The sequence below is a fragment of the Kitasatospora sp. NPDC057965 genome (assembly GCF_042887135.1).
Classification (GTDB): Bacteria; Actinomycetota; Actinomycetes; order Streptomycetales; family Streptomycetaceae; genus Kitasatospora.
The window spans coordinates 1-21,818 of record NZ_JBHVPZ010000001.1; the positions used below are offsets into that span (position 1 = coordinate 1).

The window sequence follows — 21,818 nt, forward strand, 5'->3', positions numbered from 1 at the left end:
CCGTCACGTCAAAACGCGCCACGTCCTCGAGTTCTACCAGAGACACTGGCCCGAAACTGAGTCACTCCAAGATCCGAACCTTGAACAGCTCCTAGGGGTGTCCACGCGCGGGCCGCGGAAGTTGACTCGACGACGAACCAGGGGCGGAACAGATGGCGTGGATGTCGCGTGAGCGGGCCGAGCTGCTGGCGCAGTGCGCGGTGGCCTTCGAGCCGGGCGATCCGGGGCGCACCGGAAGGCTCGTGTACCGGTACCCCGACGATCCGGCCGGTCCCGGTCCCGGTCCCGGTCCCGGTTCCGGCTCCGCCGCGGGGCCGCCCTTCGGTGAACCCGGTGAACCCGGCGAACCCGGCGAAGCCGAGCTGGTCACCGCCGACGGCGGCACCCTCGCGGTCCGCCGCCGCCCGGTCCTGCGCCTGACCGTCGCCGAGGCGCTGCCCGCCCTCACCCTGGCCCGCCGACTCCACACCGAGGCGGCCACCGACGGATCCACGGCCGCCGCCCCCAGCCCGTCCGCCGCCTACTGGGGCGCCGCCACCGCCCTCGGCCTGCACCTCGCCGCCCGCGAACGGCTGCTCCCCGGTGTCTCCGCCACCGGCTACGACACCTGGCGCGTCGGCCCGCTCGCCCCGGAGGACGTCCGGCGCATCCGCGAACTGGCCGCGGCGGCACCGGCCGAGGCGCTCGCGCTGCCCCTGCCCGTCCCGCCCGGCGGCCCGCTGCTGCTGCCCGACGCCACCGCCCTGCTCCGCTCCTTCGTCGACGCGGTCGCCGACACCCTGCCGCGCACCGCCGCCGCGCCCGCCGCGACCGGCCGCCGGGCCTTCGCCGCCGTCGAACCCCAGCACGTCCCCCAGCTGCGCGCCTGGGCCGAGCAGCTCTCGGCCGGCCTCGACTCGGGCGTACGGCTGACGCTGCGCCTGGACCTGGTGCCCGCCGGCGAGGGCGAGCGGCCCGCCCTGCGCCTGGTGCCCCGGGTGTCCAGCCTGGCCGACCCGACCCTCGCCGTCGATGCCGACGAGCTGTTCGCCGCGGTCGGGACGGCCGGGTTCGGACCTCGCGCCCGGGCCGACACCGCGCTCGCCGTACGGCGGGCCGCCGAGGTCTGGCAGCCCCTCACCCGCCTGCTGCCGGTGCCCTCCGCCCTGGACCTCACCGACCGCGAGGTCCAGGACCTGCTCGGCGACACCGCCGACCGGCTCGCCGCCCACGGCATCGAGCTGATCCGGCCCGAGGGCGCCGTCCGCTCCTTCACCACCCGTGCCGTCCTCGGCGGCGAGCGGACACCGCCCACCGACCTGCGGTCCTTCTTCGGCGGTGACGGCATGGTCGACCTGCGCCGGCGGCTCGAACTCGACGGGGAGACCCTCACCGAGCAGGAGACGGCCGAGGTCGCCGCCGCCGCCGTCGCCGACCGGCCGGTGGCCCGGCTGCGCGGCCAGTGGGTGCTCATCGACGCCGACACCGCCCGCAAGGCCCGCGAACGCGACCTCCGACCGCTCACCGCCGTCGAGGCGCTCGCCGTCGCCCTCACCGGGTACACCGAGATCGGCGGCACGCAGGTGCGGGTCGCGTCCAGCGCCTGGCTGCTCGCCCTGCGCCGACGCCTGGCCGAACCCGACGGCGGCACCGAAGCCGTCGAGCAGCCGGACGCGCTCGCGGCCACCCTGCGCGACTACCAGCTGCGCGGCCTGCGCTGGCTGGACCGCCTCACCTCGCTCGGTCTCGGCGGCTGCCTCGCCGACGACATGGGCCTGGGCAAGACCGTCCAGCTGATCGCACTGCACCTGCTGCGCCAGGAGCGCCCGGACAGCGCCGGCCCCACCCTCGTCGTCTGCCCCGCCTCGCTGTTGGGCAACTGGCAGCGCGAGGTCGCCAGGTTCGCCCCCGGCACGCCCGTGCGCCGCTACCACGGCCCCGACCGCACCCTGGAGGGCGCCGACTCGGGCTTCGTCCTGACCACCTACGGCACCATGCGCCTGGACGCCGGGCGGCTCGGCGCGCACCGCTGGAGCACAGTCGTCGCCGATGAGGCCCAGCACGTCAAGAACCCGCACTCCGACACCGCGAAGGCGCTGCGGCTGATCCCCGCCGGCGCCAGGATCGCCCTGACGGGCACGCCGGTCGAGAACAACCTCTCCGAGCTCTGGGCCGTCCTCGACTGGACCACCCCCGGGCTCCTCGGCGGACACGGCCGCTTCCGCAGCCGCTGGATCGCCGCGGTGGAGGCCGAACGCGCCGAACGCGCGCAGTCCGGACCGCCGCCGGGGGAGGAGGGGGAGTACGGCCCCACCGCACGGCGACTGGCCGAACTGGTCCGGCCGTTCCTGCTCCGCCGCAGGAAGTCGGACCCGGGCATCGCCCCCGAACTCCCGCCGAAGACGGAGACGGACCGCCCGGTCCCCCTCACCCCCGAGCAGCGGACCCTGTACGAGACCCAGGTCCGCGAGGTCATGGCACGGATCGAGGCCACCGAGGGCATCGCCCGGGGCGGACTGGTGCTCAAGCTGCTCACCGGTCTGAAGCAGATCTGCAACCACCCCGCGCAGTTCCTCAAGGAGGCGGACGGCGCCCGGCTGGCCGGCCGTTCCGGCAAGCTGGAACTGCTCGACGAACTGCTGGACACCATTCTCTCCGAGGGCGGAGCCGCCCTGGTGTTCACCCAGTACGTCACCATGGCACGGCTGTTGGAGGCGCATCTGCGCGAACGCGGCGTCCCCACCCTGCTGCTGCACGGCGGCACCCCGGTGGCGCGCCGGGAGGAGATGGTCCGCCGGTTCCAGGACGGCGAGGTGCCCGTCTTCCTGCTGTCCCTCAAGGCCGCCGGCACCGGACTCAACCTCACCCGCGCCGACCACGTCGTGCACTACGACCGGTGGTGGAACCCGGCGGTGGAGGCCCAGGCCACCGACCGCGCCCACCGCATCGGGCAGTCGCGCCCCGTCCAGGTGCACCGGATGATCGCCGAGGGCACGGTCGAGGACCGCATCGCCGCGCTGCTCGAAGCGAAGAAGGGCCTGGCGGACGCCGTACTGGGCGCCGGGGAGCAGGCGCTGACGCGGCTGAGCAACGAAGAGCTGGCCCACCTGGTCGAACTGAGGAGTGCGGGATGAGCGGCGACGGGACGGGCGGGGACGGGACGGGCGGGGACGGGACGGTCGCGCGGGGCTTCCCGGCCTTCGCCGCACGCCGGGGCGGCCGGTCACGCGGCCGGTCCTGGTGGGGCAGGGCCTGGGCGGACGCGCTGGAGGACACCGCCCTGGACGAGGAGACGCTGAAGAAGGGCCGGGCCTACGCGCGGACCGGCCGGCTCGGGCCGATCACGGTCAGTCCCGGGCGCGTCTCCACCACCGGCCACGAGGACGGCGCCCCGTTCAGGACGCTGCTCACTCTGGAGGAACTCGACGAGGGCGACTGGGAGTCGCTCTGGGAGAAGGCCGCCGAACGGCCGGGCGTCATCGAGGAACTGCTCGCCGGTGAACTGCCGCCCGACCTGCTGGAGGCCGCCGAGGACGCCCGGGTCCGGCTGCTGCCCGGTTACGGCGACCTGGACGCGGAGTGCGACTGCGACGCCTTCGCCCACCCCTGCGAGCACGCGGCGGCGCTCTGCTACCAGGTGTCCTGGCTGCTGGACGAGGACACCGTGCTGCTGCTCCTGCTGCGGGGGCGCGGCCCGCGGGAGGCGCGGGAGGAAGCCCGGTCCGCCCTGCTGGTGCAGGCGATCGTCGGCGGATTCGGGAACGAGGACACCGACGGCGTCGACGCCGACGATGTGACGGAGGAGGTACGGGCCGACGCGGTGCGGCTGCCGGACGGCACGCCGGCCGAGGAGGTGTTCGGCCGCGAGCCGGCGGCGCTGCCCGAGCTGCCGCCGCTGCCCGGACCGCCCGTCCGGCAGGACGCCTCCGCGGGCGGCGTCGGGGCCGACCCGCTGGAGCGGCTGGTCGCCGACGCGGCCGTGCGCGCCCGTGAGCTGCTGGCCTTCACCCACGGTTCCGCCGCCGAGCCGGTCGAGGTCCTCGTCGAGCTGCTCGACGGCTGAACCGCAGGGAAGGCATCCCGAGCGCCGGTCCGACGGTCCGACGGTCCGACGGTCCGTCGGACCGGCGCTCGCATCGGGGCGCACAACCCCAACCTCCCTGCCGATAAAGGAACATGGCGGGCATTCACTCGTCCGGCCTATTGGGCCGGTGGTTCGGGCCCGATACATTTTTCCGTACCGGGACGTTCGGAACGGGCGCATTCGCCCTCCCGGTACCACAGGACCGACTCACCGACCTGTCCGGCGGCCGTCACCGCGGCCGCCGATGAGGGCCTGCCGCCTCCTGCGGCGGTCCGAAGGACGCCTTTCCCGGAACAGACCGGAAGACCGCACCGGCGCACCGAGCGCACACCCGGCACGCACCCGGCACGCACCGTCCACTCGGGAGGAACCGTGAACGCCGCCGCCAACTGGAACGACATCCTGGTCCGGGACAACTTCCGGGACGTGGGACAGACCCCCACCGCCGACCCCGTCTGGGAGTCCCCGGACATCATCCCCTTCGGCAGCGACATCCTCGACTTCCCGCTGCTGGAGTCGAGTTACGACGGCCCCGACCTCGGAATCAGCCACCCCATCGTGTACGGGAGGCTCAACCGCATCTACGTCCGGGGGAAGAACCTGAGGACCGGCTGCCCGAGCTCCGGCAACGTCAGGCTCTACTACGCCCCCGGGGGACTGCTGCTGGACCCGCGGGCGTGGACCCCGATCAACGCCGAGGGCGGCGGCACCACCGTGCCGTTCACCGTCCGCGGCGGCTCCCGGGAGATCCCTCCCGGACAGATCTGCGTCAGCAGGTCCGCCTTCGTCTGGCCGAGCCGGAACCCGCCGGGCCACTACTGCACGATCACCACCGTGGACACGCCCGCCCACCCGATGCCCGCCACCCTGCCCACCTTCGGCTCGCTCGTCGACTACCTGAACTGGGTCAGGTACAACCCCAACGTCGGCTGGCGCAACATCGACGTCATCCCGTGTCAGCGGACCAGCTACGTCCTCTCCGAGCTGGCCGTCTGCAACCTGAACAACACCCCGACGCGATTCGTCTTCGGGGTCTCCGGCACCGACCTGCCCGGCGGCACCGCGACCTTCTCCAACACCGACCAGCAGGCCCCGTTCAGCCTGACGGCGCAGATCTACTCGCCGGGCACCGACGAGGGCTACACGCGCTCCGTCCTGCTGCCCGCCAACTACTCCGGCACGGTCACGGTCGTGGTCCGGTTCGACCAGCCGCTCCCGTGCGACGCCCGGATCGTGCTGCGGGCCTACAACCCGGTGACCACCAACGCCGGACCGCGCGAGCTGCGGCTCGCCGTCCCCCTCACCGGCGTGCCCGGGCTCCAGGACGCCCTGTTCCTCGAACTCGGCGCGTACACCTTCGTCGCGGCCGAGAGCAGCCCGTGACGCTCGTGCGCCGTCGCCGGCACGATCGTTGACCGGGGTTCTCCTGGACGTCGCGGTCAGGAGGCCCGGCGTTGGCCGGGCGCTGCCACGCTCACGGGCCTGTCCGCCCCTGATGCGAGGAGTGCCATGCGTTCCATCCCCCCGTCCCGCCGTGCCGCGGCCCTCGGAGCCGTCGCCGTCGCGGTGGTCGTGTCGGCGCCGACCGCGTACGCCGCTCCCGGCGCGCCGGGCACCCGGCCGCCGCTGTGCGGGCACGACAACCGCTCCACGCCGTTCACGCAGTACCTGTGCGCCGAGCCCGGTGAGCTGCTCGACGTCCGCATCGGCGACGTGCACCCCACCCAGCCCGCGCTGGGCTATGACGAGGTGTACTACAAGCTCGGCCGCTACACCCTCGGCAAGGACGCGATCAACAAGAAGTTCGGCGACTGGTGCGAGGCCGACGGGCGGGTCGACGTGGCGACGGCCCAGCCCGGCGCCCGCCTGGACGACCCGTCCTCCTTCACCTGCAAGCTCCCCGTCGGCGCCGAGACGGCCGACAGCGTGGCGGCCATGAAGACGGTCGTCATCGGCCCGCACGGCGAGCCGTTCCTCACCGACGGGCACCACACCCTCACCTCCTTCTACGAGACCCCGGACGGCGGCGCGGACCTGCACGTCCGGCTGCGGGTGCTGGCCAACTACAGCAGCCTCACCCGGCAGGACTTCTGGGACCGGATGCAGGCCAACAAGTGGGTCTACCTGCGCGGCCCCGAGGGCGACCGGGTCAAGGTGAACAAGCTGCCGACCGGTGTCGGCCTGGCCAACTTCAGCGACGACAAGTACCGCAGCCTGCTCTACTTCGGCCGCGACATCGGCTACACCCAGAACTCCCTGCCGTTCCAGGAGTTCTACTGGGGCAGCTGGGTCCGGGACGCCAAGCCGGTCGACCTGTCCGGCTGGGACCGCAACGACCTCGGCAGCTACCTGGCCACCGTCAGGAGCCTGACCCGGACGATGACCGCGCTGCCCAAGGCCACCGTCGTCGACAGCGGCTTCACCGCCGCCGACCTGGGCGCGCTCGACCAGTGGAACGCCGGCAAGCCGGACACCAAGGGCGAGTTCGACAAGCTGAGCAAGCCGTACTCCGACGCCAAGCCCGGCAAGCTCGCCTACGCCCTGGAGTACAAGCGGGTCAACGGCCTGGGCTGACCGGGCCCGGCGCCCGGCCGCGAGCCGCGGGGCCCGCCGAAGCGGACCGGCCACCCACGGCCGGTCCGCTTCGCGATCACCGACCGGCCCTCCCGGCAGCCGACGCGGGTCCGGGCCCCGTCCGCGGTCCCGCGGCACCTCCCCGTCGGACAGCTCTCCTCCTGCGATGATGGAACATCAAGAGCTCGTCGCAAGCAGCTCCTTGAGGGCGCGCGTCGTATCGCGGCGGGGATAATTCGAGCTCTTCCGTGCGGTGGTCATGGGATGATCAGCACACGGCGTCCACCGGTCGACGGTGCGGCGCTGTGCGACGCCTGCGGCTGATCCGCAGATCCGCCCCCTCACGGAAGTGGTCCCTCTCTCCATGCCTACGGTCCTCTCCATCGCCGACACGCTGCACGAGCGCTTCGCGCAGGCGATCTCCGCCGCGTTCCCCGACGCCACGGACAGTGACCCCCGGCTGCGACGAAGCGACCGCGCCGACTTTCAGGCGAACGGCATCCTCGGCCTGGCCAAGCCGCTTCGGACCCACCCCCGCGAGGTCGCCGCCCGCGTGCTGGAGAAGCTCGACGCCGACCAGGTGATCGCGAGGCTGGAGGTCTCGGGGCCCGGTTTCGTCAACGTCACCGTCACCGACGCCGCCATCCTCGACCGGCTGGCCGCCCGCGCGGCCGATGCCCGGCTCGGTGTCGGCGGCAACGCCGAGGCCGGCGTCACGGTGATCGACTACAGCCAGCCGAACATCGCCAAGGAGATGCACGTCGGCCACCTGCGCTCCACGATCATCGGGGACGCGCTCGTGCGCACTCTGGAGTTCAGCGGCGAGAGGGTCGTCCGGCGCAACCACCTCGGCGACTGGGGCACCCAGTTCGGCATGCTCATCCAGTACCTCGTCGAGCACCCCGCCGAACTCGACGAAGGCACCGAGCCGGACGGCTCCGGCCCGTCGATGTCCCGGCTCAACCGCCTGTACAAGGCGTCGCGCGCCAAGTTCGACGGCGACGCCGACTTCGCCGACCGCGCCCGCCGGCGCGTCGTCGAGCTGCAGGCCGGCCACGCCGAGACCGTCGCGTCCTGGCAGGGCATGGTCGACGAGTCGAAGGTCTACTTCGAAGCCGTCTACGCCCGCCTCGGCGTCCTCCTCGAAGACGCCGACGCGGTCGGCGAGAGCCACTACAACCCGATGCTCGCCGAGGTGTGCGCCGACCTCGAAGCCTCCGGCGTCGCCGTCCGCTCGGACGGAGCCCTCTGCGTCTTCTTCGACGACATCAAGGGCCCCGACGGCGAACCGACCCCGCTCATCGTCCAGAAGAGCGATGGCGGCTACGGCTACGCCACCACCGACCTCGCCGCCATCCGCGACCGCGTCGGCGTGCTCGGCGCCGACCAGCTGCTCTACGTCGTCGACAGCCGCCAGGCCCTGCACTTCGAGATGGTCTTCGAGACCGCCCGCCGCGCCGGCTGGCTCCCCGACGGCGTCCGCGCCCGGCACCTCGGCTTCGGCACCGTCCTCGGCAAGGACGGCAAGCCCTTCAAGACCCGCTCCGGCGAGACCGTCCGCCTCATGGACCTCCTCGACGAGGCCGTCGACCGCGCCCGTACCGTCGTCGCCGAGAAGAGCCCCCAGCTCGCCGCCGGGGAACTCGAAGACCGGGCCAAGCAGGTCGGCATCGGCGCGGTCAAGTACGCCGACCTGTCGACCTCCCGCACCCGCGACTACGTCTTCGACGCCGACCGCATGGTCTCCCTCACCGGCGACACCGGAACCTACCTCCAGTACGCCTACGCCCGCATCCGCTCCATCCTGCGCAAGGCCCCCGAGGCCGTCACCCCGAACGCCCACCGGGACGTGGCCCTGGAGCCGGCCGAACGCGCCCTCGGGCTGCTCCTCGACGAGTTCGGCGCCACCGTCGACCTCGTCGCCGAGACCTTCGAGCCCCACCGCCTCTGCGCCTACCTGCACAGCCTCGCGGCGGCGTACACCACGTTCTACGAGCACTGCCCCGTCCTCAAGGCCCCCGGCCGCGAGGTCATGGAGACCCGGCTGCTGCTCTGCGAACTCACCGGCCGGACCCTCCGCCAGGGCATGGACCTGCTCGGCATCGGGACACCCGAGCGGCTGTAGCCCGGGACGGTCCCCGGGGCCTGCCCCTGCCGTCCACCAACCGGTGGACGGCAGGGGCAGGGCCACGACCGCGGGGTGTCCTACCGTTCGCGCTCGCCGATCCGAGGATCGTGGTTCGACGCCTCGACGGCCTGCCGCACGGACAGGTGGATCCAGCGGCGTGCGAAGTCGACCTCGGTGACCAGGACGGGGACACGGTCGCCCACGCGGACGACCTCCTCGGGTGCGTCGACGTCCTCCGTGCTCAGTTCCGAGAGGTGGACGAGGCCCTCGACGTGGGGCGCGAGGCGGACGAACGCGCCGAACGGCACGAGTGCGGTCACCGTGCCGGGGGCGATGTCACCCGCGCCGCGAGCGTCGAAGTAGCGCCGCCACGGGTCCTCCTGGGTCGCCTTGAGCGACAGCGCGACCTGTTCGCGCTCCAGGTCCACGCCCAGGACCTCGAAGCGGATCTGCTGTCCGACCTGCACGGCGTCGGTGATCGCCTCGATGCGGGTCCAGGACAGCTCGGGGATGTTGATGAAGCCCACGCCCCGCCCGAGGTCGTCGTCGAGGTCGACGAAGACACCGAACGAGGGCGTCGCGGCCACCCGCCCGGTGCGGATCTCGCCCGTCCGTACCGTGCGGAGGAATGCGCGCCTTCGGTCCGCCCGGGTGGGGTTGGTCCGCCAGCGGACGCGAAGGACACCGTCCCGGTCGGGCAGGGCCGCGGCCATCAGCGGGTCGCGCTCGGCAGCGAGCAGCGGGATCAACGCAAGGCTGTCGGACCCCCGGGAGTAGCCGTGAGGATCTGTGCGGGAGGCCATCCACGGCTCCGCGATCCGCGTGTGGATCCGCCCGTCCGGCTGCTGCGCGACGAGGAGCCGGAGCCGGTCGGGTCGGCTCATGGTGTCGAGGACAGGGCCGATGTCGTCGGTGAGGTCCGGCCAGACGGCCAGTCTGGCGCGCGGGGTCAGTCCGCCGCGGACCGAGGGGAGGCCGGCGGTCGTCAGGCGGTGCCAGCGCGACCCGTTGCGAACGTAGGTCTCCTCCAGGAGTACGCCGCCGCGCTCGGCGACCAGGGCCGTGAGTGCGGCCCAGAACGCGTCGTCGGCCGGCGGCAGCAGCTCGGCCCGGTCGAACGCCGGGTCGTAGGGTGAGGCGTCGATCCGCTCGGTGACCAGGCCGAGTTCGCGGCAGCGGTCGAGTGCGCCGGGGCAGGGGGCCGTGCTGCCGACGTACAAGTCGTGATCCTCGCCGACATGGACGAAGAACCGGTCTCCGTCCTGCAGCCGGCACCAGATGCCGCTGCGGCGGAGCATCGCCCGCACCAGGCCGAGGCCGGTGGCCCGGGGGACGCGGGCGCCGTCGTGATAGCCCCGGTGGCCGGGCGGGAAGAGCTCGGCGAGCCCGAAGTCCGCCGCTCCCGGGTGCCACGCGTAGTGGAAGAACCCGTCGAGCATCGGATTGTCGATCGTCAGGTGCTCCACACCGCTGTCGCGGGCGAACGCGTCGGCCGCTTCCGCGAGGGCGGCCACGACGCGGTCCCGGGGGCGGACGGCGGCGTGCGGGGCGATGCGGTGGACCGGCAGCGGCATGTCAGCGCCCCGCGGGGCTCGACGTTGCCTCAACGGCCGGAGAGAGACGGGTGGATGATGTGATCACATGACAAGCCTATGTGCTCGGATCCTTGGCTTGGGCCTGCCTTTGACGGAGTGCCACCGGCGGGGCCCGGGGGTCGGGAGAGCAGGGGGGCGGCTCCGGCGCGGGGACGGGGCACGCCGGAGGGCGCCGCGCTCCTGCGCGCTGCCACGGGATCGCGGCCGGAGTGCGCGGCGGCACGGGTACCTGGGTATCGGGAGGGGATATCGGGTGATCACGGGAGGTCCCATGAGCGAGCAGGAAGTGCCGCCGATCTCGATCTTCTACCGCCGCGACGGGCTCCACCCGGGCTCGGAGCTGGGGGAGGTCCAACGCGGGGACGCGGTCCGGCGGGTCCGGGACTTCTGGCTGCACCGGGTCGGTGAGTACTGGCTGGTCACCCGGCACACCGATGTGCGGCGGGTACTCGCCGACCAGGAGACGTTCGCGATGTACGACCCCGAGCGCAGCCCGGTCCTGCCCGACGAGCTGCTCAACATGGACCCGCCGGAGCACACCCGGCTGCGCCACGTCCTGACGCCGGAGTTCACCGGGAGGCGGATCCGCGCACTGGAGCCGATGATCCGCACCCTGGCCGGCGAGCTGGTCGACACCATGGAGTCGCGGGGTTCCGCGGCGGACCTGATGGACGACTTCGCCCTGCCGCTGCCGCTCGGGGTGATCTGCGGGATGCTCGGCGTCCCCGACCCCGACCAGGGGGCGTTCCACCGCTGGTCCCGCACCACGCTGGACCTCGGACTCCCGATCGAGGAGCGGCTCGCGGCCGGCCGGGAGTCGCGCGCGTACACGGCCTCCCTGGTGGCGGAGAAGCGGCGCAGCCCGGACGACGGGATGATCGGCATGCTCGTCCGGGAGCACGGTGACGCGGTGTCGGACTCCGAACTGGTCGGTGTCTGCGAGCTGTTGCTGCTCGCCGGTCACGTCACCGTGTCCAATACGATCGGCCTGGGCGTGCTCGCCCTGCTGTCGCACCCGGAACAGGCCGACCGGCTGCGCAACGCGGCCGAGGGCGATCCGCTGATCGACGGCGCCGTGGAGGAGCTGTTGCGGTACCTGTCGGTGTCCAGCACCGCGCTGGCCCGGACCGCGCGACGGGACACCGAGATCGGCGGCGTGCCGATCAAGGCCGGTGACCAGGTGGTCTGCCAGCTGCCGGTGGCCAACCGGGACCCGGTGCTCGGCGCCGGGATGGACCTCCTGGACATCGAGCGCAAACCCGTGTCGCACGTGACCTTCGGGCACGGTCCGCACCGCTGCCTCGGCTCGACCCTGGCCCGCGCCGAACTGCGGATCGCGCTGCCCGCGCTCCTGCGGCGGCTGCCCGGTCTCGCGCTCGCGTGTCCGGTCGAGGAGGTGCCCTACCGGGTCAACAACGAGGTCTACGGCCTCCACGCGCTCCCCGTCACCTGGTGACCGGTGCGGAGCGACCGGTGGCCGGTGACGTCGGTCCCGGAGCGCCCGGCACCGGAACCGCCGTCACCGGCGGCCGGTCCTATCCGGGCGGGAGGACCTCCGAGAGCGCCTGCAGCACCGGTTCGCGGCGGACGTCGATGTGCGCGTAGGCCAGCGCTTCGGCGAGCTTGGGCCGGCCGGAGTAGATGACGCGGCAGATCTCCCGGTGCTCCTCGCAGTGCAGCCGCGGGCCGGCCTCGGTGGAGGTGAGGCGGAACAGCCAGTGCATCAGGCCGAGGGAGGGCTGGAGGGAGGCCTGCAGCAGCCGGTTGCCGGTCATGGTGATGATCTCGGCATGGAAGGCGGTGTTCGCGGCGGCGATGTCGGCGGCGTCGCCGCGCCGTGTCGCGTCCTCGGCCCGGTCCATGATCTGCTGCAGCGTGGGATCGTCGTACCCCTGGGCGCACCGTTCGGTGGCGCGGCCCGCCGCGAACACCTCCAGGCTCAGCCGCAGGTCGAACAGTTCGTCGACGTCCCTGAGGGTGAGCCGGCGCACGGTGGCACCGCGCCGCGGTTCGGTGACGACGAGGCCCTCCGCCGCGAGCCGCACGAGTGCCTCGCGCACCGGGATGCGGGAGACGCCGAGGGACTCGGAGAGTTCGCGCTCGCGCAGCCGGGTTCCCTGCGGATAGTCGCCCGAGTGGATCCCGGCACGGATGAACGCCTCGGCGCGGTCCACGTGTGTCGAGGTGGGGGGTTCTTCGCTCATGCCTGGATCCGGAAGTCGGGGAAGGTGGGTGGGAAGAGGGTATCGGTGTCCCGGCGCATGACGTCACGTTCGCTGTAGGCCGCCCGCATCCTATCGAAGAGGTGCTGGGCCTGCTGCTTGAGGGCCGGGAGGTCGACGCCGGGCAGCGCGCGGTCCACCAGGACCGGCCGGCCCGCGACGACGGAATGGGTCGCCTGCCGGGCGGTGCCGCTGAGCAGGAAGGTGCGCACGGGGTCGTCCTGGACGCCGTCGCGGATGTCGCCGAGGTCGAAGGCGACGAGGTCGGCCTGGGCGCCGGGTTCGAGCCGCCCCAGGTCGGCGCGGCCCAGCGCACGCGCGCCACCGAGGGTCGCGGCCTCGACGTAGTGCTCGGCGGGGGCCGCGTCGAACCGTCCGTCGACGAGCTTCGCGAGCTGCACGCCGGTGTCCATGCCGCGGACCAGGTCGGGCGGGAAGGAGTCGGTGCCGAGACAGAGGTTGACGCCGGCGTCCCGGTAGGCGCCGAAGGAGTGCAGGACCGAGCCGTACCGCAGCGAGGTCAGCGGGCAGTGCACGACGGACACCCCGGCCCGGGCCAGCCGGTCCAGATCGCCGCGGTCCTCGCCGTGCACGTCCGGATGGCGGTCGAGGACCACGCTGTGCGGGATGAGCAGCCGGGTCTCGAACAGGCCGCTGTCCTCGATGAGTTGGATGGGCGTCATGCCGTGCAGGCGCTCGATCAGTTCGCGTTCCACGGTGCCCTGCAGGGCGTGCAGCCGCACGAGGACATCGCGGCGCAGGGCGACGGCCGCCGTCTCGCGGAGCAGCTCCGCGGTCAGGGTCTCGATGCGGCACGGCAGCAGGACGCCGGTGAGCAGCGGGTCCGCGAGCCGGTCGAGGTGGTCGAGGAAGCGGACGGCGTCGTCCAGGCCGGCGCGGCCCCGCTCCTCGTCGAACGCCACCTCCCGGCCGCCCTCCGGCAGGGCCACGTTGACGCCGGAGCGGTAGGCGGGCCCGAGGTAGCCGCGCAGCCCGATGCGGCGCGAGGTCTCGGCCATCGCCACGAGTTCGTCGTACGGCTCGGCCCAGGAGCTGTGCACCTCGGAGGCGATCGGCATGTAGGTGGTGATGCCGTGCAGGGCCAGCTGCGCGAGGGCGAACTCGCGGACGGTGCGCCGCTCGTCGGAGGTGAGGACGTCGTGGCGGCGGTGGTCGAAGTAGTCCCGGGACCACTGCAACGCGCCGTTCAGGCCGGGGCCCTGCCAGGAGTCGAGGACGAGGTGGTCGATGTCGGTGAGCGCGTCCAGGTCGATCAGACCGGGCATGACGAGCGAGTCGCCGAGGTCCAGATCGACGTCGACCGGACCCGCGTAGCCCCGGCCGACATGGACGATGACGTCGTCCTCCCACACCACCTCCCCGTCGCGCAGCAGCGCGTGGCCGCCGTTCTGGTGGGCGAGTACGTGACGGGCGCGCCAACGCGTGCGCATGTGACCTCCAGGGAGCTGTTGGATGCGGACAACCTAGAGGCTGGCATACCAAATGGGGAAGGGGTCGGCGTTCGCGCCGCGATCGTGACCTGCGCTGCGACGTCCTCCGGCGCGCCGAGGGGTGCCGCACGTCAGGGCATATTCGCAGGTGAGAGTGCATGTGGGTGGTCGTGCGAGCGACGGGTGGCGGCTTCGCCCGATACCTGGCGAGATATTTCGGGCGTGTCGGGTCTGGTGGCGAATCCTGATTTCGGTATACCGTCCGGGTCACCCCCCACCCCCAAGCGCCGGAGGACCGACGTGTTGGATCCGCATGTGCCGCCGAGCCGGACGCCCCCCGCCGACGCGTCGGAGCCCTCCGGCGAACAGGTGGCCACGCTCTCCCCGCCGCCCGCCACGACACCCTCGGGCCCCTCCGCGGAGCCGGCCGGCGCGCGTACCCTCCTCGGTACGGCGTGGCTGCGGATCCGGCGCAGCCGCATCGCCGTCGGCGCGCTGGTCGTCGTGGCCCTGATCATGCTGTTCGCGATCCTGGCCCCGCTGCTGACCGCCATCGAGGGCCAGGACCCGTACACCTCCCTGACTGGGCCCGACCACCTCGACGAGCTCGACACCCCCGGCCTGCCGCTGACGTACTACCGCTTCCCGTCCGCGGACCACTGGCTGGGCCTCGAACCGGGCCTGGGCCGCGACATCTTCGCGCGCATGGCCTACGGTGCCCGGATCTCGCTGGTCATCGCGCTGCTGTCGACGATGGTGTCGGTCTTCCTCGGCACCGTGATCGGAGCCGCCGCCGGATACTTCGGCGGCAAGGTCGACATGGTGATCAGCCGGGTGATGGACCTGTTCCTGGCCTTCCCGCACCTGCTGCTCGTCCTGTCGCTGACCCCGATCCTGCAGTCCCGTCTCGGCGGCACCGCGCTCGACTCCGGAAGCCTGCTGCCGGTCGCCTCACTGGTGATCATCCTGGGCTTCTTCGGCTGGGCGTACCTGGCCCGCGTGGTGCGGGGACAGGTGCTGTCGCTCCGGGAGCAGGAGTTCGTGGAGGCCGCCCGCTCCTACGGAGCCTCCCGGCGCAGCATCATCTTCCGGCAGATCATCCCCAATGTGATGGGCGTCGTGCTGGTCTACGCGACCATGCTGATCCCCACCAACATCACCGCGGAGGCGGCCCTGTCCTTCCTGGGCGTCGGCGTCAAGGACCCGACCCCGTCGTGGGGACAGATCCTCAACGCGGCCCAGGCCGGCAACTGGTACCTCTCCGATCCCTGGTTCCTGGCCGTCCCGGCGGGCGCGCTCGTGATCACGGTGCTGGCCTTCAACCTGCTCGGCGACGCCGTCCGTGACGCGCTGGACCCCAAGTCCTCCCGCCACTGAACCACCCCCGCGCTTCGGCCCCCTTCGAAGCGTTCGACGTCCCTCCCACCCCCACCCTCCCCGAGGAGACGCTGTGCAGCGACGTATCGCAGCCGCGATTGCCCTGACCCTGACCACCGCGATGGCCCTGACCGCCTGCAGCGGCAGCAAGCCCGCGCCCGGCTCCGGCGCCGCCGCGGGCGCGGCGGCCGGCACCTTCGACCCCGTGTTCGTCGGCAAGGGCTTCGACACCAAGGGCGGCAACGTCAACGTCCTGATGTCCACGGACTTCCAGACGCTGGACCCCGGCAACAGCAACTACGTGCAGACCGCCAACGTGGGCCAGCTGTACTACCGCACGCTGACCATGGCCAAGGAGACGGCGGGAGCGCCGCCCACGATCGTGCCGGACCTCGCCACCGACCTCGGCACGCACTCCGAGGACGGCCTGACCTGGACGTACACCCTGCGCGAGGGGCTGAAGTTCGAGGACGGCACGCCGATCACCAGCAAGGACATCAAGTACGGCGTCGAGCGCACCTACGCCCGCGACGTCTACACCCAGGCGCCGCAGGAGCTGAACTCCGCGCTCGCCGACGACACCTACAAGGGCCCCTACAACGGCGCCGACTTCAAGGGCATCGACACCCCGGACGACCGCACGATCGTCTTCCACCTCAAGCAGCCCTTCGCCGAATTCCCGGCGCTGGTCTCCCGGTCGAACACGGCGCCGGTGCCCAGCGGCGCGGACACCAGGCTCGACTACACCAACCACCCCGTCTCCTCCGGCCCGTACAAGATCAAGTCGTACCAGCGCGGCCGTTCGCTGCAGCTCGTCCGCAACGAGCAGTGGGACCCGGCCACCGACCCCAACCGGCCGGCCCTGCCGGACACCTTCACCTTCACCCTCTCCACCGCGCAGGCCACCATCAGTCAGCAGCTGATCGCCGACTCCGACCCGACGGCCCTCACCCTGGACAGCAACGGCGGCCTCCAGGTGTCCGACGCCGCGCAGCTCAACACGCCCGAGGTGAAGAAGCGCACCGCGTCCGGCCTGCTCGGCTGCACCGACGTCCTGGACCTCAACACCACGACGATCGAGGACCCGCAGGTCCGCAAGGCCATCGCGCTGTCCATGGACCGCAGCGCCATGCACCTCCAGTACGGCGGCAGCCGGTTCGGCGCGCTCGCCCAGTCCTACATCAACCCGGCGCAGCGCGGCTACGTCGAGCAGCACAGCGACCTGGACCCGTCCGGCAAGCCGAAGCCGGACGAGGCCAAGAAGCTGCTGGAGGGCAAGACCTTCCCGAAGAAGCTGGTGTACGGCTACGCCGACAGCAGCCCCCGCTACAAGAACATCGGCACGACGCTGCAGCAGAACCTCAAGCAGATCGGCATCGACCTGGAGCTGCGGCCCATTCCGGCGGCCAACTACTTCACGACCCTGGCCGGCGAGCAGATGCCCGACATCGCCCGCAGCGGCTGGTGCGGCGGCGCCGACAGCGGCTCGGTGCGCACCACGATCGACCCGAACCTGGGCCCGAGCGTGGACGGCACGACCTACGGCTTCTCCAACATCCCGCGCTACTACAACCCGGAGATCTCCCGGGCCATGTACGAGCTGCGGGGCACCAACGGGACCAGCGAGGAGCTGGGCAAGAAGTGGGCGACCCTGTTCGACCGCGCCATGCAGGACTACCCGCTGGTCCCGCTCGTGCGCAACTTCACCAACAGCGTCGTCGGCTCCAAGATCCGCGGCGCGCAGGTCGGCTACTTCTTCGGCGGCATCGACCTGTCGACCGTCGGCGTCGAGCACTGACGACCCCACCGCCCGACGCGACCACCCGCTTCCGCCGCCCCTGAGAGGTACCACGGTGAGTTCCCTGCGAGCCGACAGGCCACGCCCATGACCGGATTCCTGCTGCGGCGCTCCGCCGCGATGATCGCCCTGCTGCTCGTCATCAGCTTCGTCACGTTCAGCCTGTTCCAACTCGGTCCCGCCGATCCGGCCGCGGCGGCCTGCGGCCAGGAGTGCACGCCGGCCCGGGTGGCCGAGGCCCGGGTCGCCCTCGGGATGGACAAGCCGTTCCTCACCCAGTACGTCGACTACATGTCCGGCCTGCTGCACGGCCGGATGATCGGCGCCCCCGGCACCGAGACCCTGTGCCAGTGGCCCTGCCTCGGCAAGTCGTTCCAGACCAACGAGGACGTCACGGCCGTCCTCGGGCGGGCCCTGCCGTACACCCTGTCGGTGGCGGGCGGCGCGATCGTGCTGTGGACCGTGGTCGGCGTGGGCCTGGGGCTGCTCGCCGCGCTGCGCAAGGGCCGGTTCACCGACAAGCTGATCGTGGGCGCCGCCTCGGTCGGGGTGTCCCTGCCCATCCCGGTGACCGGACTGTTGCTGCTGCTGGTCTTCGTCAGCACCCTGCACGTGCTGCCGTTCACCACCAACGCCATCTCCTCGCCGTTCGGCGCCGCCGGCCCGTGGGCCTGGGTCCTCAACTACCTGCTGCCGTGGGTGGCGCTGGCCGTGCTGTTCAGCGCGCAGTACATCCGGGTCACCCGGAGCAGCATGCTGGAGACCTTCGGCGAGGACTTCATGCGCACGGCCCGCGCCAAGGGCCTGGCCCGGCCCGGCATCGTCCTGCGGCACGGCGCGCGGGCCGGCCTCACGCCCATCGTCACCATGCTCGGGCTGGACATCGGCCTGCTGCTCGGCGGCGCCGTCCTCACCGAGCAGATCTTCTCCGTCCCCGGGGTCGGATTCACCGCGGTGCACGCCGCGCAGTCGGGCGACCTGCCGGTGATCATGGCCATCACGATGGTCGCCGCGTTTTTCATCATCGTCTCCAATGTGGTGGTCGACGCCGTCTACGCCGTCATCGACCCGCGAGTGAGGGCTGTCTGATGACCACACCACACGCCGCGCCCCTGCTGGACATCCGCGATCTGCGGGTGACCTTCCCGACCGACGACGGACTGGTCCACGCGGTCAACGGCATGGACCTGACGCTGACGCGCGGGGAGACCGTCGGCATCGTCGGCGAATCCGGCTCCGGCAAGACCGTCACCAGCCAGGCGCTGATGGGCCTGCTCAAGGACACCTCGGCCGCCGTCACCGGGCAGATCCTGCTCGACGGGCAGGACCTCAACGCGCTCACCGAGGCGCAGATGCGCGCCTACCGGGGCAAGAAGATCGCGATGATCTTCCAGGACCCGCTGTCCGCGATGCACCCCTTCCACCCGGTCGGCGTGCAGATCGCCGAGGCCTACCGGGTGCACAACACCGTGAGCAGGAAGGCCGCGGCGGCCGTCGCCGTCGACATGCTCGGCCGGGTCGGCATCCCCGACCCCAGGAGGCGCTACGCCGCCTATCCGCACGAGTTCTCCGGCGGCATGCGGCAGCGCGCGATGATCGCGATGGCCCTGGTCTGCGAACCGGAACTGCTGATCGCCGACGAACCCACGACCGCGCTGGACGTGACCGTCCAGGCGCAGATCCTCGACCTGCTCGGTGAGTTGCAGGCCGAGACCGGGACCTCGGTGATCCTGGTGACCCACGACCTCGGTGTGGTCGCCGAGGTGTGCCACCAGGTCGTGGTGATGTACGGCGGGCTCTGCGTGGAGCGTGCCACCGTCGCCGACCTGTTCCGGGCGCCCCGGCACCCCTACACCCAGGGCCTGCTGGACTCGATGCCGTCGCTGACCGGCGCCGGAGAGCGGCTCCGCCCGATCCCGGGCTTCCCTCCCTCGCTGCTGGCCCTGCCCGAGGGCTGCCTGTTCGCCGACCGGTGCCCGCACACCCGCCTCGTGCCCGACGGCGCCTGCCACACCCGCCGGCCGGACCTGACCGGCCCCGGGGCGCACCCGTCGCGCTGCCACCTGACCCACCCGCAACCGGCCCGAGAGGTGGCCCGATGACGCCGCTGCTCCAGGTGACCGACCTGACCAAGCACTTCCCGGTCCGCTCCAGCGGTTTCCGCCCCTTCCGGTCCGGCGGCGGCGTCAGGGCCGTCGACCGCGTCAGCTTCTCGGTCGACGCCGGCCAGACCCTCGGCCTGGTGGGGGAGTCGGGCTGCGGCAAGTCCACCACCGGCCGCATGCTCATGCGGCTCCTGCAGCCCACCTCCGGCAGCATCCGGCTGGACGGCCGGGAGATCTCCGAACTGCGCCGTGCCGACCTGCAGGAGTACCGGCGGCAGGTGCAGATGGTCTTCCAGAACCCGTCCTCCTCGCTCAACCCGCGCCAGTCCGTGGGCAGCGCGATCGCCGCCCCGCTGCTGGCCCAGCGGATCACCCCGCGCGGGGGCGTCAAGGCCGCGGTGCGGGACCTGATGGACCGGGTCGGACTGCGCCCCGACCACTACAACCGTTTCCCGCACGAGTTCTCCGGCGGCCAGAAGCAGCGCGTGGGCATCGCCCGGGCACTCGCCCTGGGGCCGCGGCTGATCATCTGCGACGAACCGGTCTCCGCCCTGGACGTCTCCGTGCAGGCCCAGGTGATCAACCTCCTGGAGGACATCCAGCGGGACACCGGTGTCGCCTACGTGTTCATCGCGCACGACCTGTCCGTCGTCAAGCACTTCGCGCACCGCACCGCCGTGATGTACCTGGGCCGGATCATGGAGCACGGGGACACCCGCGAGGTGTTCGACGCTCCCCGGCACCCCTACACCCAGGCGCTGTTGTCGGCCGTCCCGCAGGCGGACCCGGACGCGGACCGCAGCGGACGCATCCGGCTGACCGGTGACCTGCCCAGCCCCACCGATCCTCCCTCCGGCTGCGTGTTCCGCTCGCGCTGCCACCTGCGGGCGCGCCTCGACCCGGAACGCGCCGGCCTGTGCGCCGACCGCGTGCCGGACGGCGGCATCGCCTGCCACCACATCACAGAGAACTGACACCAGAGAGGTGACGACAACCGTGCTGATCCGTAACGCCCGCCCCTGGGGCGGCGAGCCCAGCGACGTGGAACTCGACGGCTCCCGCATCGCCGGGATCCGCCCGCACGACCCCGCGGCCCGTCCGGCGGGGGAGGTGGTCGAGGGCCGCGGCAGGCTGTTGCTGCCGTCGTTCAGCGACGTGCACGTCCACCTCGACTCGACCAGGATCGGCCTGCCGTTCCGGCCGCACACCGGCGGCCCGGGCGTGTGGACGATGACGATGAACGACCGGGACAACTGGCGTTCGGCCGAGGTCCCGCTCAATGAACGCGTCGCCGGCACGCTGGAGCGGATGATCGCCCGCGGGACGACGCGCGTGCGCTCGTACGCGCAGGTCGACGTGGACTGCAAGCTGGAGAAGTTCGAGGCCGTGGTGGCCGCGAAGGAGAAGTTCGCGGGCCTGGCCGACGTCCAGATCATGACCTTCCCGCAGGCCGGCATCCTGCGCGAGGAGGGTACCGTCGACTACCTGGAGGCCTCGCTGAAGGCGGGCGCGGAGGTCATGGGCGGCATCGATCCCTGCACCCTGGACCGCGACCCCAAGAAGCACCTCGACATCGTGTTCGGCCTGGCCGAGAAGTACCAGGTCGAGGTCGACATCCACTTGCACGAGCCCGGTGAGCTGGGTGTGTTCTCCACCGACCTGATCATCGAACGGACCCGGGCCCTCGGCATGCAGGGCAAGGTCACGATGTCGCACGCCTACGAACTCGGCTCGGTCAGCGAGTCCGTCAGCCGCCGCATCATCGACGAGTTCGCCGAACTCGACATCGCCATGGCCACCGTGGCACCGTCCGGCCGCGGGCACCTGTCGCTGGTGGACCTGGTCGAGGCGGGCGTGCGGATCGGCCTCGGCGAGGACGGCCAGCGTGACTACTGGAGCCCCTATGGCAACTGCGACATGCTCGACCGCACCTGGCAGCTGGCCTTCGTCAACAACTTCCGGCGCGACGACCTGATCGAGATGTCCCTGGCGGTCGCGACCCTCGGCGGGGCCTCGATCATGAGCCACGAGGTGCCCCGTCTGACGGGAAGCACGGACCGGCCCGGCCTCGCGGTCGGCGATCGCGCCTCCCTCCTGCTGGTCGACGGCGAGACCCCGGCCAGCGCCGTCATGGACCGCGGCACCGACCGTACGGTCCTGCACGACGGGGTGGTCGTCGCGGACCAGCTGGCCCTGACGAACGCCTGACACGGCGCGGTGTTCTAGGTACGACGAGGAATTACGAGGCACGACGAGGAACTACGAGGCACGACGAGGCGCCAGGGGTTCGCCCCCGGCGCCTCGGGCACGCCCGACCCCTTCTCCTAGGCTCGTGTTCGATATACGGTACAAAACGCTTGTTACGTACCCGGTGGATCGGCGCGACGGCGCGCCCATCCACCCCACCCACCCAGGAGAGTGCGCCCTGTCCGAGCCCCCCCAGCCCCTCAATTTCCGGACGAACCGGCTCACCCCCGGGGGGAGCGAGGTACACGCCCAGAAAAA

General features: G+C 71.9%; 15 protein-coding genes. 12 read left to right on the forward strand and 3 right to left on the reverse strand.

Features of this window, described 5'->3' with window-relative positions:
* Nucleotides 1-152: 152 nt before the first annotated feature.
* From ACFVVU_RS00005 to argS, 5 genes are all read left to right on the forward strand, one after another.
* The gene (locus ACFVVU_RS00005) at nt 153-3,113 is read left to right on the forward strand and encodes a DEAD/DEAH box helicase (RefSeq protein ID WP_387787061.1); all 2,961 of its coding nucleotides are present in this window, start codon (nt 153-155) and stop codon (nt 3,111-3,113) included.
* Nucleotides 3,110-4,042, forward strand: a complete 933-nt coding sequence (locus ACFVVU_RS00010; RefSeq protein WP_387787063.1) for an SWIM zinc finger family protein — start codon at nt 3,110-3,112, stop codon at nt 4,040-4,042. The genes ACFVVU_RS00005 and ACFVVU_RS00010 overlap by 4 nt, the downstream gene beginning before the upstream one ends.
* 393 nt (nt 4,043-4,435) lie before the next feature.
* Nucleotides 4,436-5,446 carry a hypothetical protein gene (locus ACFVVU_RS00015; protein WP_387787066.1) on the forward strand — a complete coding sequence of 337 codons (1,011 nt, stop codon included), beginning with the start codon at nt 4,436-4,438 and terminating at the stop codon, nt 5,444-5,446.
* A 126-nt stretch (nt 5,447-5,572) separates the two neighbouring features.
* On the forward strand, nt 5,573-6,637 hold the full coding sequence (locus tag ACFVVU_RS00020) for a ParB/Srx family N-terminal domain-containing protein (RefSeq protein ID WP_387787068.1): 1,065 nt from the start codon (nt 5,573-5,575) through the stop codon (nt 6,635-6,637).
* A gap of 364 nt (nt 6,638-7,001) precedes the next feature.
* On the forward strand, nt 7,002-8,762 hold the full coding sequence (gene argS / locus ACFVVU_RS00025; RefSeq protein ID WP_380689412.1) for an arginine--tRNA ligase: 1,761 nt from the start codon (nt 7,002-7,004) through the stop codon (nt 8,760-8,762).
* 80 nt (nt 8,763-8,842) lie between these two features.
* Here the strand turns inward: argS and ACFVVU_RS00030 are convergent, their stop codons facing one another.
* Entirely contained in the window at nt 8,843-10,339 is a 1,497-nt protein-coding gene (locus tag ACFVVU_RS00030) for a S1 RNA-binding domain-containing protein (RefSeq protein ID WP_387787070.1), read from the reverse strand.
* 292 nt (nt 10,340-10,631) lie between these two features.
* On the opposite strand from ACFVVU_RS00030, the gene ACFVVU_RS00035 reads away from it, so the two are divergent.
* Nucleotides 10,632-11,816, forward strand: coding sequence for a cytochrome P450 (locus ACFVVU_RS00035; protein ID WP_387787073.1), 1,185 nt, complete (start codon nt 10,632-10,634; stop codon nt 11,814-11,816).
* A gap of 79 nt (nt 11,817-11,895) precedes the next feature.
* Here the strand turns inward: ACFVVU_RS00035 and ACFVVU_RS00040 are convergent, their stop codons facing one another.
* Nucleotides 11,896-12,564 carry a GntR family transcriptional regulator gene (locus ACFVVU_RS00040; protein WP_380685457.1) on the reverse strand — a complete coding sequence of 223 codons (669 nt, stop codon included), beginning with the start codon at nt 12,562-12,564 and terminating at the stop codon, nt 11,896-11,898.
* A complete protein-coding gene (locus ACFVVU_RS00045) occupies nt 12,561-14,033 on the reverse strand; it encodes a chlorohydrolase family protein (RefSeq protein ID WP_380685454.1) in 1,473 nt (490 codons plus the stop codon). Before ACFVVU_RS00045 ends, ACFVVU_RS00040 begins: the two co-directional genes overlap by 4 nt.
* A gap of 315 nt (nt 14,034-14,348) precedes the next feature.
* Here ACFVVU_RS00045 and ACFVVU_RS00050 point away from each other — a divergent pair, with 315 nt between their 5' ends.
* The 6 genes from ACFVVU_RS00050 (at nt 14,349) to ACFVVU_RS00075 (ending at nt 21,521) form a co-directional block, all read left to right on the forward strand.
* On the forward strand, nt 14,349-15,410 hold the full coding sequence (locus ACFVVU_RS00050; RefSeq protein ID WP_387787707.1) for an ABC transporter permease: 1,062 nt from the start codon (nt 14,349-14,351) through the stop codon (nt 15,408-15,410).
* Between the two features lie 73 nt (nt 15,411-15,483).
* Complete coding sequence (locus tag ACFVVU_RS00055; RefSeq protein ID WP_387787076.1) at nt 15,484-17,208, forward strand: ABC transporter substrate-binding protein; 1,725 nt, start codon at nt 15,484-15,486, stop codon at nt 17,206-17,208.
* A gap of 87 nt (nt 17,209-17,295) precedes the next feature.
* A complete protein-coding gene (locus ACFVVU_RS00060) occupies nt 17,296-18,297 on the forward strand; it encodes an ABC transporter permease (protein ID WP_387787078.1) in 1,002 nt (333 codons plus the stop codon).
* Nucleotides 18,297-19,310: an ABC transporter ATP-binding protein gene (locus ACFVVU_RS00065; protein ID WP_380685448.1), complete on the forward strand. Its 1,014-nt coding sequence runs from the start codon at nt 18,297-18,299 to the stop codon at nt 19,308-19,310. Before ACFVVU_RS00060 ends, ACFVVU_RS00065 begins: the two co-directional genes overlap by 1 nt.
* Complete coding sequence (locus ACFVVU_RS00070) at nt 19,307-20,287, forward strand: ABC transporter ATP-binding protein (protein WP_387787081.1); 981 nt, start codon at nt 19,307-19,309, stop codon at nt 20,285-20,287. Before ACFVVU_RS00065 ends, ACFVVU_RS00070 begins: the two co-directional genes overlap by 4 nt.
* Before the next feature lie 22 nt (nt 20,288-20,309).
* The gene (locus ACFVVU_RS00075) at nt 20,310-21,521 is read left to right on the forward strand and encodes an amidohydrolase family protein (protein ID WP_387787084.1); all 1,212 of its coding nucleotides are present in this window, start codon (nt 20,310-20,312) and stop codon (nt 21,519-21,521) included.
* Nucleotides 21,522-21,818: the final 297 nt, after the last annotated feature.

What these genes read in the sequence shown, in the direction of transcription:
- ACFVVU_RS00030 (WP_387787070.1), bottom strand. Translation starts at nt 10,339, where the DNA reads ATGCCGCTGCCGGTCCACCGCATCGCCCCGCACGCCGCCGTCCGCCCC.
- ACFVVU_RS00065 (WP_380685448.1), top strand. Translation starts at nt 18,297, where the DNA reads ATGACCACACCACACGCCGCGCCCCTGCTGGACATCCGCGATCTGCGG.
- ACFVVU_RS00040 (WP_380685457.1), bottom strand. Translation starts at nt 12,564, where the DNA reads ATGAGCGAAGAACCCCCCACCTCGACACACGTGGACCGCGCCGAGGCG.
- ACFVVU_RS00060 (WP_387787078.1), top strand. Translation starts at nt 17,296, where the DNA reads ATGACCGGATTCCTGCTGCGGCGCTCCGCCGCGATGATCGCCCTGCTG.
- ACFVVU_RS00020 (WP_387787068.1), top strand. Translation starts at nt 5,573, where the DNA reads ATGCGTTCCATCCCCCCGTCCCGCCGTGCCGCGGCCCTCGGAGCCGTC.
- ACFVVU_RS00035 (WP_387787073.1), top strand. Translation starts at nt 10,632, where the DNA reads ATGAGCGAGCAGGAAGTGCCGCCGATCTCGATCTTCTACCGCCGCGAC.
- ACFVVU_RS00045 (WP_380685454.1), bottom strand. Translation starts at nt 14,033, where the DNA reads ATGCGCACGCGTTGGCGCGCCCGTCACGTACTCGCCCACCAGAACGGC.
- argS (WP_380689412.1), top strand. Translation starts at nt 7,002, where the DNA reads ATGCCTACGGTCCTCTCCATCGCCGACACGCTGCACGAGCGCTTCGCG.
- ACFVVU_RS00070 (WP_387787081.1), top strand. Translation starts at nt 19,307, where the DNA reads ATGACGCCGCTGCTCCAGGTGACCGACCTGACCAAGCACTTCCCGGTC.
- ACFVVU_RS00005 (WP_387787061.1), top strand. Translation starts at nt 153, where the DNA reads ATGGCGTGGATGTCGCGTGAGCGGGCCGAGCTGCTGGCGCAGTGCGCG.
- ACFVVU_RS00010 (WP_387787063.1), top strand. Translation starts at nt 3,110, where the DNA reads ATGAGCGGCGACGGGACGGGCGGGGACGGGACGGGCGGGGACGGGACG.